Source organism: Asticcacaulis sp., from assembly GCF_027484505.1.
Lineage (GTDB): Bacteria > Pseudomonadota > Alphaproteobacteria > Caulobacterales > Caulobacteraceae > Asticcacaulis.
This window is the reverse complement of sequence record NZ_JAIXSV010000126.1, coordinates 1-11,981: the sequence shown is the minus strand read 5'-3', so window position 1 is coordinate 11,981 and position 11,981 is coordinate 1. Positions and strand designations below refer to the sequence as shown.

13 protein-coding genes and 1 tRNA gene are annotated in these 11,981 nt (G+C 61.7%); 8 read left to right on the top strand and 6 right to left on the bottom strand.

Features of this window, described 5'->3' with window-relative positions; translation table 11 throughout:
• The 4 genes from Q0072_RS07910 to Q0072_RS07895 form a co-directional block, all read left to right on the top strand.
• Window positions 1-294 (top strand): YceI family protein (locus Q0072_RS07910; protein ID WP_298328139.1); only part of this gene is annotated, 294 nt, incomplete at its 5' end.
• 71 nt (window positions 295-365) lie between these two features.
• Window positions 366-1,190, top strand: coding sequence for a class III extradiol ring-cleavage dioxygenase (locus Q0072_RS07905; protein ID WP_298328136.1), 825 nt, complete (start codon window positions 366-368; stop codon window positions 1,188-1,190).
• 103 nt (window positions 1,191-1,293) lie between these two features.
• A complete protein-coding gene (locus tag Q0072_RS07900; RefSeq protein ID WP_298328133.1) occupies window positions 1,294-1,980 on the top strand; it encodes a glutathione S-transferase family protein in 687 nt (228 codons plus the stop codon).
• 429 nt (window positions 1,981-2,409) lie between these two features.
• Entirely contained in the window at window positions 2,410-3,777 is a 1,368-nt protein-coding gene (locus Q0072_RS07895) for an alpha/beta fold hydrolase (protein ID WP_298328130.1), read from the top strand.
• On the opposite strand, the gene Q0072_RS07890 is transcribed toward Q0072_RS07895, so the two are convergent.
• From Q0072_RS07890 to Q0072_RS07865, 6 genes are all read right to left on the bottom strand, one after another.
• Window positions 3,758-4,180, bottom strand: a complete 423-nt coding sequence (locus Q0072_RS07890) for a metallopeptidase family protein (RefSeq protein ID WP_298328127.1) — start codon at window positions 4,178-4,180, stop codon at window positions 3,758-3,760. The genes Q0072_RS07895 and Q0072_RS07890 overlap by 20 nt on opposite strands.
• Window positions 4,177-4,380, bottom strand: coding sequence for a hypothetical protein (locus Q0072_RS07885; RefSeq protein ID WP_298328125.1), 204 nt, complete (start codon window positions 4,378-4,380; stop codon window positions 4,177-4,179). Before Q0072_RS07885 ends, Q0072_RS07890 begins: the two co-directional genes overlap by 4 nt.
• Window positions 4,381-4,639: 259 nt before the next feature.
• Window positions 4,640-5,458: an enoyl-ACP reductase gene (locus Q0072_RS07880; protein WP_290796135.1), complete on the bottom strand. Its 819-nt coding sequence runs from the start codon at window positions 5,456-5,458 to the stop codon at window positions 4,640-4,642.
• 146 nt (window positions 5,459-5,604) lie between these two features.
• Window positions 5,605-6,828, bottom strand: a complete 1,224-nt coding sequence (gene fabB, locus Q0072_RS07875) for a beta-ketoacyl-ACP synthase I (protein ID WP_298328121.1) — start codon at window positions 6,826-6,828, stop codon at window positions 5,605-5,607.
• 35 nt (window positions 6,829-6,863) lie between these two features.
• Entirely contained in the window at window positions 6,864-7,382 is a 519-nt protein-coding gene (gene fabA, locus Q0072_RS07870; protein ID WP_126419517.1) for a 3-hydroxyacyl-[acyl-carrier-protein] dehydratase FabA, read from the bottom strand.
• Between the two features lie 145 nt (window positions 7,383-7,527).
• Entirely contained in the window at window positions 7,528-8,091 is a 564-nt protein-coding gene (locus tag Q0072_RS07865) for an SH3 domain-containing protein (RefSeq protein WP_298328116.1), read from the bottom strand.
• Window positions 8,092-8,316: 225 nt separating this feature from the next.
• Between Q0072_RS07865 and Q0072_RS07860 the strand changes: the two genes are divergently transcribed.
• The 4 genes from Q0072_RS07860 to Q0072_RS07845 form a co-directional block, all read left to right on the top strand.
• Window positions 8,317-9,300, top strand: coding sequence for a D-glycerate dehydrogenase (locus Q0072_RS07860; RefSeq protein ID WP_298328114.1), 984 nt, complete (start codon window positions 8,317-8,319; stop codon window positions 9,298-9,300).
• Window positions 9,301-9,583: 283 nt separating this feature from the next.
• Window positions 9,584-9,658 (top strand) — tRNA-Gly (locus tag Q0072_RS07855).
• Window positions 9,659-9,802: 144 nt separating this feature from the next.
• Window positions 9,803-10,645, top strand: a complete 843-nt coding sequence (locus Q0072_RS07850) for a hypothetical protein (protein WP_298328111.1) — start codon at window positions 9,803-9,805, stop codon at window positions 10,643-10,645.
• 116 nt (window positions 10,646-10,761) lie between these two features.
• The coding region (locus tag Q0072_RS07845; protein WP_298328142.1) for a PAS domain-containing protein at window positions 10,762-11,981 on the top strand (1,220 nt) is incomplete at its 3' end.

The window sequence follows — 11,981 nt, the reverse complement described above, 5'->3', positions numbered from 1 at the left end:
GACTTCTTTGATGCCGCCAAGTACCCGACCGCGACCTTCAAATCGACCAAGGTCGATGTGACCGGTAAGGACACGGCCAATGTCACCGGCAACCTGACCATCCACGGCGTCACCAAGCCGGTCACTCTGGCGGTCAAGCTGAACAAGATCGGCGCCAACATGAAGGGCGTGAAAACCGCAGGCTTCAGCGCCACGGGCCAGATCAAGCGTTCGGACTTCGGCATGGGTGCCTATGTCCCGGCGGTGAGCGACGAAATCACCCTCGTCATCACGGCCGAAGCCAACAAGAAGTAAGACCGGTTTACGGTTCGTTTTTTCCGGGGGTGCGGTCATGGCCGTGCCCCTTTTTTATTCAGGTTACCCCCATGACGTCGCAAAATCCCCTGCCCACCCTCTATATTCCGCATGGCGGCGGCCCGTGCTTCTTTATGGAGTGGAACCCGCCGCACCTGTGGGACCGCATGGGCGACTATCTGCGCGACATCCCCAATCAGGTGGGGCAACGCCCGAAGGCCATACTGGTCATCTCCGCCCACTGGATGACCGAGCGCTTCACGGTGCAGACCAAGGCGAAACCGGGCATGTTGTTCGACTATTACGGCTTTCCCGACCATACCTATCGCCTGAATTACCCCGCCCCCGGCTCGCCTGAACTGGCCGAGCGGGTGATTGCTCTGGCAGCGGAGGCGGGTATCCCGGTCGATCGCGACGCGACGCGCGACTATGACCACGGCGTCTTCGTGCCTTTTCTGCTGATGTACCCCGATGCCGACATCCCGGTGGTGCAGGTGTCGATCAAAAACAACTGGGACCCGCAGGCGCATATCGCGCTGGGTCAGGCGCTGGCCCCTCTGCGCGACGAAGGCGTGCTGATTGTGGCGTCGGGCATGAGCTTCCACGACCTCAAGGCGCTGATCCGCATGAGTCTGGCCTATGAGCCGGTCAATGGCTCTCACCATTTTAATGATTGGCTGAACGACACGCTGACGGCCCACACAGGTGAGGCCCGCGACGCCCTGTTGCGTGACTGGTCAAAGGGTGCCGGCGCACGTGTCGCCCACCCGCACGAGGACCATCTGGTGCCGCTGTTTGTCGCCGCCGGGGCCGCAGGTGACGCGCCGGGCGTGCGGACCTATGACGAGACGCTGAAACCTATGAACACGGCGGTCAGCGGCTTTCAGTTTGGCTAAGGCCGGGGCCAGCTTGGCAGTTTTTATACGATGAGCGTCAGTTTCGCCACTTCCGGGCCTAAGGGTGGGCGGCCATACTCTGCCTGTTAAAAGGAGGTGTGGCATGTACGATCTTTATATCGCCAACAAGAACTATTCCTCGTGGTCGCTGCGCCCATGGGTATTGCTGAAAACGCTGGAGATTCCCTTCACCGAGCACCTGCACTATTTCTCGACACCCATTGGCGAGAATGTGCAGTTCAAGGCCTTTTCGCCGACGGCTTTGGTGCCCGCCCTGCATGATCAGGGCCTGACCATCTGGGACTCGCTGGCCATAGCCGAGTATGTTTATGAGGTGCACCCGGCCGTGTGGCCTGCGGACCGTGAGGCGCGCGCCTTTGCCCGTTCGGCAGCGGCGGAGATGCACGCCGGCTTTTCCGTCTTGCGCAACATCTGCACCATGACCTGCGGCCTGCGGGTGAAACTGCACACGATCAGCCCGGCGCTTCAGCGCAATATCGACCGCTTAGATGCCCTGTTCAGCGAAGGCCTGAGCCGCTTTGGCGGGCCGTTTCTGGCGGGTGACACCTTCACCGCGGTGGATGCTTTCTTCTGCCCCGTGGCCTTCCGTGTGCAGACCTATGGCCTGACGCTGAGTGCACCCGCGCAGGCCTATATCGAGCGCCTGCTGGCCCTGCCCGCTATGCAGGACTGGTACGCGGCGGCGCTGGCCGAGACGGTGCGCGAACCGGAGCACGAGGCCGAAGTAACCGAGGCGGGCATCATCGTGGCCGACTATCGCGCGGTATAAAAAGAAATTGGCGGGAGGTTATCCGGACCTCCCGCCGCGGCAGGAAACCTGCCGTTACACGCCGCAGCAAAAACGACGCATAAGGCGCTTCACGGTCTGAGCGAAACCGTGGAGTCCGGAGGAATGGGGCGGAATATAGATTTCGGAGGGCGTGGCCGCGCGCGCAACGGGCGCAGGCCGGGCGCGGCTGTCATAAGACGACAGAGGCGCCATAAATGGGTCGGAGGTACGCATACTGAAAACGCCTGACTAAAGGTTACACACGGTATGCCTTAATTACCATACCGTATAACCCAGAATAATGACGTTCTCTTAATGTGCGATTAATGCGCGGGAAGGTTGAGAAACTGAGCAAACCCTTTGGGTTAAGGATTGACAGCAATTTATATTTTGTTATTTTGCGAAATAACAAAATATAGAGATGATCCGATGACGCGATTTGGGGCACTTTGCGCAGCGGGCCTGCTGCTGACCACGTCGGTCCACGCCGAAGAGGCTGCCGGGATATGGCGCGGCAAGCTGATGGGGCAACTGACCGTCATTGTACGCATCGAAAAGGACGGCGATGCCTATAAAGGGACGTTGCAAAGCCCGGATCAGTCCAAAGCCCTGCTGCCGCTCGATACGGTCAGCGCCACCGCCGACACGCTGAGTTTTGACCTCAAACCTATCAATGGCCACTATGAGGGCCATTGGGACGAAACGCAAAAGGCCTGGGTCGGCACCTGGTCGCAGGGGCAATCCCTGCCGCTCAGCCTGACCCGCATCCGCGAAAGCGAGTTGACCGTCAGTCACCGTCCGCAGGTGGATGCCGCCGAGGCCGCGCTGGCCCAATATCACGTCGAAAGTGTGCAGATCGCCACGCCGACACCCGGCGTCACCCTCGCCGGCACCTATAGCGCCCCAAAGGGGAATGGCCTCTTTCCCGCCGTGGTACTGATTGCCGGGTCCGGGCCGAATACGCGCGATGAAACGGTCGCCGGTCACAAGATTTTTCTGGTGCTGGCCGACGCCCTCAACCGCGCGGGTATCGCTGTGCTGCGCTATGACAAGCGCGGCATCGGCGGCTCGACCGGTGCCTATGCGCAAGCCATCACCGCCGACTTCGCCGATGACGCTCAGGCCGCGGCCCACTGGCTGGGTGCGCGCAAAGACGTAAAGGCGCTTGGCCTGATCGGCCATTCCGAAGGCGGGATCATTGCCCCACTCGTTGCCAACCGGACTCCGCAGGTACAGTTTGTCGTGCTGCTGGCCGGTAGCGCCGTGCGCGGCGATCGTGTGCTGCTCAGCCAGCAGGCCCTGATCGGCCGCGCCAACGGCGTGACCGAAGCGGCCTTGAGCCATGCGCAGGCGACTAACCGCAAAATCTATGACGCTATTATCGCCGATCCTGAGCATGCCGAAGCCAAGGTACGCGCCATAGTCGCCGCCGAATGGCCCGCTGGAACGCCGGCCGACCCGGCGGTGATCGACGGAATCGTCAAGCCGGTCACCTCCCCGTGGATGGCCTGGTTCATTCGCTATGACCCGCAGGCCGAACTGAAAAAACTGAAAACACCGGTTCTGGCGCTTACGGGTGAAAAGGACCTTCAGGTAGCCGCCCGTGACAATCTGCCCGTCATGAAAGCCGCTCTGGCTGGCAACCGCGACGCCACCCTCCGCGAGCTGCCGGGTCTCAACCACCTGTTCCAGACGGCGAGGACCGGAGCGCCCTCCGAATACGGCGATATTGAGGAGACGTTCGCGCCCTCTGCGCTGAAAATAGTGACCGATTGGGTCAGTGAACGGACGAAGTAGAACCCTTTTTCAGTTCGTCCTCCAGCCACTCCATATCGTCGTCGCTGAGGCCGAAATGATGCCCGGCCTCGTGGATCAGGATATGCGCCACCAGCTCACCCAGCGGCACGCCGGTTTCGGCCCATTCATCGAGGATCGGGCGGCGGAACAGGTGGATCATCGGAGGCAGGTCGCCGGTGAAGGTCTCGGTTTCCGCCGGGCGGCCCGTATAGAGGCCGGTCAGTTCAAACGGGTCTTCGATGCCCAGATCCGCCAGCAGGTCTTCGGCGGGGAAGTCCTCGACGATCAGCACCACGTCCCGCAGGTAAGCGGCAAAGGGTTCCGGCAGCTTGCTCAGCGTGTCTCTGGCCATGGCTTCGATGTCGTGCAGCGACGGCGGCGGTCCGAATAGGGTCTGGCTCATTCGGCGACCGGGCGATCAACAGCGTTTTCCGGATAGACCTCGACCGGCTTTTCACCGTCCCAGACCACCCAGTATTGCCCCAGCCGCCGCTTGCGCTCAATGGCTTCGGACACGGCTTCGCGCAGCACAGCTAGGGCCTCATTGGCTTTCAGCAGACCAGCCGTGGCAGACTCAGGGTTCGGATTGATCACCCTTTTCATAACTGTGACGCCCTATGCAACAACTCGAACAGTTCGGCCTCTATAATTGTACACCAATGCGCGTGATGGGTGAACACAAGTTTCGGTCCGGCGATGATCAGGCATCTGGGCATAGTCTTGTTCTCACGGACTCCCAACCGGAAATCGTGAGATTTGAGACGAATAGCAGGAGCCTAGCGCCGCAGGTACGCGAGGTACCTGCAAGCGACGGCGACGCACTAGTCGGCGGCACGGGCCGCCCCGCAAAGACCGCGATTTCTTAAGCTTCGATGTCTTCCGGCAGACCCACCACATGGAAGCCCGCATCGACGTGCACCACTTCGCCGGTGGTGGAGAGGCCGAGGTCCGAGGCCAGCCACAGGGCGGCCCCGGCAACGCCTTCCATCGAGGTTTCTTCTTTCAGCAGCGAGAACTGACCCGACTTGGCGTGCAGCGAACGCCCGCCGGAGATACCGGCCAGGCTGAGGGTACGCATGGCGCCCGCCGAAATGGCGTTAACGCGGATCTTCTTCGGGCCGAGGTCGCGGGCGATATAGCGCGTCGAAGCCTCAAGCGCCGCCTTGGCCACGCCCATGGTGTTGTAGTTCGGAATGACGCGCTCGGAGCCCAGATAGCTCAGCGTCACGAGCGACCCGCCGTTCGGCATCAGCTCAGCGGCACGACGCGACACATCGACGAAAGAGAAGGCCGACACGTTCATGGCCAGCAGGAAGCCTTCGCGGGTGGTGTTTTCGACGAACGAGCCTTGCAGCTCGTTCTTGTTGGCGAAGGCCACCGAGTGGATCACGAAGTCGATTTCGCCGTAAATCTCTTTCAGTTTGGCGAAGGCCGCATCCATCGACGCGTCATCGGTGACGTCGCATTCGATCAGGTGCTTGACGCCAATAGATTCGGCCAGCGGGCCGACGCGGCGCAGCAGGCTTTCGCCCATATAGGAGAAGGCCATATCCGCGCCTTGCGCCGCCAGTTGCGAGGCGATGCCCCAGGCGATGGACTTGTCATTGGCAACGCCCATGACCAGGCCCTTCTTGCCCTTCATCAGCTCGCCCTTGGGGAATTTCCAGCCGTCTTCAGCCATATGTCTAATCCTCTGAGTCATCCTCCCCTGCGCAGCGGGGGAGGTGGATGCGAACGAAGTGAGCAGACGGAGGGGGCATGGCCCATAACTCGCCCCACCCACCACTTCGTGGTCCCCCCTCCCCGCTGCGCAGGGAGGGATGTGAATTACAAATCCGCCTGCGACAGGATGATCGAACCGTTGGTGCCACCGAAACCGAACGAGTTCGACATCACGGTTTCCAGCGCGCCGTCGCGGCGCTCCCTCAGGATCGGCATACCGTCAAAGGCCGGGTCGAGTTCCTCGATATGCGCGCTCTTGGCCGCGAAGCCATGCTGCATCATCAACAAGCAGTAGATCACTTCCTGTGCCCCGGCCGCGCCCAGCGAGTGACCGGTCAGCGACTTGGTCGAGGAGATCAGCGGGGACGCTTCGCCAAAGACGTTGCGCACCGCGCCCATTTCGCGCTCATCGCCCACCGGCGTCGAGGTGCCGTGCGGATTGAGGTAGTCGATCTTGCGACCACCGGCCTGACGCAGGGCCTCACGCATACAGCGTTCCGCCCCCTCACCCGACGGAGCCACCATATCGTAGCCGTCCGAATTGGCGCAGTAGCCGACGATTTCAGCCAGAATATTGGCCCCGCGCGCCTTGGCCCGCTCATAGTCTTCGAGCACGACGGCGCCCGCGCCCCCCGCGATGACGAAGCCGTCGCGGTTCTTGTCATAGGCGCGCGACGCCACCGATGGCGTGTCGTTGAAGTTCGACGACATGGCGCCCATGGCGTCGAACAGGTTCGACAGGGTCCAGTCCAGTTCTTCGGTACCGCCGGCGAACATCACGTCCTGACGACCCAGCATGATCTGTTCCGCCGCCGCACCGATGCAGTGCACCGAGGTGGCGCAGGCCGAAGAGATCGAATAGTTGATGCCGCGAATCTTGAACCAGGTGGCCAGCACCGCCGAAGGGCCGGACGACATGGCCTTGGGCACCGCGAAGGGCCCGATGCGCTTGGGCGACTTCTTTTCGCGCGTCGTATCAGCGGCTTCGACGATGGTGCGCGTCGAAGGGCCGCCCGCGCCGAAGATGATGCCCGTGCGCTCGTTGGAAATGTCGCTCTCTTCGAGGCCCGCCGACTGGATGGCCTGCTCCAGCGAGACGTGCCCATAGGCCAGGCCGTCCGACAGGAAGCGCGCGGCGCGCCGATCGACCAGAGACGTCCAGTCGCCGATGGTCGGTTTGGCGTGCACATGACACTTGAAGCCCAGCTCGGCATAGTCCGGCGCTGCGACAATGCCCGATTTGGCGTCACGCAGCGAGGCCGCAACCTCGTCTGCGCCCGTGCCGATGGATGAGACGATACCGAGACCGGTGATAACAACTCTACGCATAGTTCGCTTCCCTGTAGTCAGAGGGGTGCTTTTGATCAGACCAGATCCTTGGCGTCGAACAGGCCGACGCGCAGGCCGGACGCCGAATAGATCGGCTTGTCGTCCGCCAGCACCACGCCTTCGCCGATGCCCATGATCAGCTTGCCCGTCATGACCCGCTTCATATCTATCTTATAGGTCACCTTTTTGACGGACGGCGTGACCTGACCGGTAAATTTGACGTCGCCTACGCCCAGAGCGCGACCGCGGCCCGGATTGCCCGACCAGCCGAGGAAGAAACCGACCAGCTGCCACATGGCATCAAGGCCCAGGCAGCCCGGCATGACCGGATCACCGATAAAGTGGCAGGCGAAGAACCACAGGTCGGGGTTGATGTCGAGTTCGGCTTCGATATAGCCCTTGTTGAAGGCCCCGCCGTCCTGCGTGATCTGCGTGATACGATCCATCATCAGCATCGGCGGTGCCGGCAGCTGGGCATTGCCCGGACCGTACATTTCCCCGCGCGAACAGGCCAGAAGGGCTTCATAATCGAAAGACGAAGGACGGTCGCTCATTGGGGCTCCGGATAGAATCTCACACACATACGGCGGTTATGTTGGCGCTTAATGGCGCGTTCGTAACAGGCTGTAAAGATGCGTTACACGCATAGAGGCCGCGGCTCAATGGCTTTTCTTGTGAAATTTTGGCCCGCGAGGGGCGTTAACGCACGCCCTGCGGCGTGCCGAGGCGCGTAAAGGGGTCCGGGCGTTTGCACGCCGCGCCTTCCTGCGCCCCCCACAGCCGGTCCTGCGGGGCCCAGCCATCGACATTGCCGACCGAGACCTTGCAATAGCCCTTCCTGCACTTGTCGAGCGTCGCCAGAGAGCGGGGATTGAGTCGCGCCTTGACCTTGGCCGTGGGTTTGGCGGCGCTCAGCAGGTCAATCTTCTGCGTGCCCATCGATACCACGCTGCGCTGCGACTTCAGCATCGAGCGGCTGACCCAGGCGATTCCGCCATCCGGATCGCAGATCATGCGCCATTCACGGGTTTCAGAAATGATCTGCACCGGCAGGTTCTTCTGGCGATAGGTCCACAGGACCTTGTTTTCCTTGGTCGGACCAGAGCGGGCATAGACCTCGTTGGAGCGCAGCGACGCCCAGCGCGGCACCGGCTGTTTGGACGGTGTGTTAAACGACTCTACGTCGGCAGACCCCGCCTGCGCGGTGGGCACAACGCCACCGCAAACCATCCCCAGCCACAGGGTCAAAACGGCCGCACGCACCCACCCCGACTTGACGCGGGGGCACGGCCTATGGTGTGGTGGTTTTACTGAAAAAGACAGGCTGAACAGGGTTGGCATCGGCAAAAGCAGACGGTTAAAGGGGCGCGGAAAGGTCTCTGACACTGGGCTGGCAATGCTTCAGATTTGGTTAACCAGACCCTAAAAAACAGTCCTGAAGCAAAATGCCGTCAAAGGGTCAACGCATACCATGAACAAGAAATTGCCATGAACAAGAAATTGAAAGTCGTTATGACCGTGAAACTGCCCGACGGGGTGGAAACGCGGTTCCGCGAACTGTTCAACACCACGCTCTGGCTGAATAAAGACCCGATGCCGCGTGAAAAGATGATCGAGGCGGCGCAGACCGCCGAAGTCCTCGTCTCGTCAATCAACGACCGCATCGACGCCGACTTTATCGACGCTTGCGGCGAACAGCTCAAGATGATCGCCAATTTCGGCGTCGGCTATGACCATATCGACGTCGCCAAAGCCGTCGAAAAGGGCATTATCGTCACCAATACGCCGGGCGTGCTGACCGAAGACACGGCCGAAATGACCATGGGCCTGATCATCGCCGTGGCCCGCCGTTTCGTCGAAGGGGCCGAAACCGTGCAGCGCGGCGAATTTTCCGCCTGGTCGCCGACCTTCATGATGGGCCGCCGCATCTATGGCAAGCGGCTGGGGATCGTCGGCATGGGCCGCATCGGTCAGGCGCTGGCGCGTCGCGCGCGGGCTTTCGGGATGCAGGTGCATTATCATAACCGCAAACCGGTGTCGCAGCGCATTTCAGATGAGCTTGAGGCCACCTACTGGGACGATCTGGACCAGATGCTGTCGCGCATGGACGTGGTGTCGATCAATGCGCCGGGCGGCCCCCACACCTTCCACCTGCTCGATGCCGAGCGACTGGCGAAGCTTCAGCCGCACGCCATCCTCGTCAACACAGCACGCGGGCAGATCGTCGATGAAGAGGCGCTGGCGCACCTTTTGCGCGGCAATAAGATCGCCGGCGTCGGCCTTGATGTCTATGAGCGCCTGCCCGGCATCAATCCGGAACTGTTCGGCCTGCCCAATGCGGTGCTGCTGCCGCACATGGCGTCTTCGACCATCGAAGCGCGCACCGATATGGGCGACCGGGTGATCCTCAATATCAAGACGCTTCAGGACGGCCACCGCCCGCCGGACCGCGTCATTCCGGCTATGCTATAGTTACTCATGAAAAAGTTTTGGCCTACGGCCAAATACGTTTTTCATGGTTCGGATATGAGAAAAAGACCCTCGGGGCGGCCCGTCGGGTCTTTTTCGCTTTTTATCCCCTCTCGCCGTGCACGGGGAGAGGGCTGGGCTGAGGGGCATGAAATGGCAAGTCCCCTGAAAACGCGTCGGAAAAAGTTTTTCACAGGTTTCCGAAAAATGCCCCTTGCAAAGGCCGCGGGCTTTTGTCTATAAGGCGCACCTCTTCGGCGGACACGCCGGTGGATAACAGAAACGAGCGGGTGTAGCTCAGCGGTAGAGCGCCACCTTGCCAAGGTGGATGTCGAGAGTTCGATCCTCTTCACCCGCTCCAATCTGTTTATAAAGCACAAAAGGCCGGATCGCTGATCCGGCCTTTTGTGCTTTATTACCCCATCCCTTTACCGCTTATCCCCACACCTGAGATTGACAGTGTCTGTCATTCGCAGGAGGCTGGCGAGGTATAAGGGGACCTCTCATGACATCGGCAAACACACGTCAGCTTCAGTTGGCTATCGCATTTGGGGTCTTGTCATTTCTGACCGTGGCGCTGGGGGCGCTGACAATGCAACAGGCGGGGCTGAGCGCCGGCCTGTGGTTGCGTAACCCGGTCGCATGGCTGGTCGGCGGAGGGCTCTTCCTGGGCCTGAGCCGCGTTGTGCGCCCGTCAGTGACGCTTGTCTGGCCCGCCCTTATCCTTCTGGGCCTCTGTTTTATCTTTCCGGGGCAAGACGGCGTTCACCGCTGGCTGGCTTTCGGTCCCGTTCAGCTCAATGCCGCCGCCGTGATCCTGCCTCTGGTGCTCACCGCCACGCGAGCGGACACACCATCGCCGCTGTGGCTGATCGGTCTGGGCCTGATCGCCGCCTGTCTGGCGTGGCAGCCCGACCGTTCGCAGCTTCTGGCTTTTGGCGTCGCTGCGCTGGTCCTGATCGCGCAGACCTATGGCCCGCGCGCCCTGCTGTGGGCCGCGCCTGTGGCGGCACTGGCCCTCGCTCTGTGTCTATGGCGGCCCGACCCTCTGCTGCCCGTGGCGCACGTCGAAGGGGTGATGCACCTGGCCGCCGCGCAGTCGCCGCTGCTGGCTGCGGGCCTGATGGCGGCTCTCACCCTCACCGCCTTAAGCCCCCTATGGCTGTGGCCCGACGAAAGCCAACGTCCGCAGGCCGTCGCGCTGAGCCTCTATTTTGCCCTGAGCGCCGTGGCGTGGCTGTACGGAGCCTATCCGGTGCCGCTGGCCGGATACGGCCTCAGCTTCGTCCTCGGCTGGTGGCTGGGGGTTGCCGGGCTTTTTGCAAAATCAGCGCCTTCCTCCCTCTAAACGCCGCTTGCGCCGCCCCTTAAAACGGGTACGTTTGTTGCAGCCGCTAAGTCCGGTAAAGACCGTCTTGGGCGCATTGTGTGCCGAAACGGGTCAGGTGGGAGTTTGTGCGCGCGATGCTTCTGGAAAGCGAAGCCGATCTGATCGTGGTTCTGGGAGTTCTGGCGGCGTTGCTGCTCGGTGCGGCCATCGTCGCGGGCCTGATTGCCATCATCAAAACCTCACAGGTGCGTCAGTTTCAGGACCTGCTGTTCAAGGCCGAGCGCAAGATAGATCAGCTTGAGCGGCGCATGTTCAATGTGCTGAACGCCGTGCCGGTGGCGCTTGTCGAAACGGATGCCACGGGCAAGTTCATCTTCGCCAACAAGACGGCGCATCAGCTTCTGGGCCGCAAGGATAACGAGCTGATTGGCCTGCGCTTTCACTCGGCGACCTGGGGCATCACCTATCCCGACGGCCGTGTCATTCCGCCCGACCTGCTGCCCATTGCGCGCACCCTGCGCGGTCAGACGGTGAAGGGCTTTCAGCACCTGATCGTCAATCACGGCAGCCGTACCAAGGTGCTGGTTTCCGTGACCTCCATGCCGATCATGAACACCAATGGCGAGGTGATCGGCTCAACCACGGCGCTGGTCGAGATCGAAACCCAGACCGGCGAAGGCGTGGGCGATATTTCCGGCGTGTGGCGCGGCCACTGGTTTACCGCCGCACCTGTGCCCTTCTGGGGACTGGATCAGAACGGGACGGTGCTCGACCTCAATCCGCGCGTCGGCAACCTGCTCGACACGCCGCGCGATCAGGCGATGAACGCCAACTGGGCGAAAATCTTTGTCGCCGATGCCGATTTCCAGAAGGCCGTCGATTTCCTCGCCGACCTGACACCCGAAGATCAGGGGGGCCGCCCGGCCTCCATCAACCTGTCGCTGAAAGACGTCCGCGGTCAGGCGCATCCGGTCATCCTCACCGCCTGGATCGTGCATACGCAGGACGGCGAGGCGCAGGGCATTACGGTGGCTGCCATCCCGACCACCCAGACCCTGACGGTCAGCGAAACCCCGGCTTTGGCCGCGCCCGTGGCCCCGGCCCTGTCCGACGAGGCGCAGCAGGCGCTGGAAGACCTGCAAAAGGCCGAGTTGGCGCGCGCCGCTCTGGGCGTCGGCGTGTGGTCCTACGACCCGGTGTCGGACTCGATTGTCGAAGACGAAGGGATGCGCCGCCTGATCGGGCGCGAATTTGACGGCGGCCCGACGCGCATCACCGCCGAAGACCAGTTGCGCGCCAATGAGGTGTTTGGCGACCTGATGTCGGGTCAAAGCGATACACTTGATCTGGATCT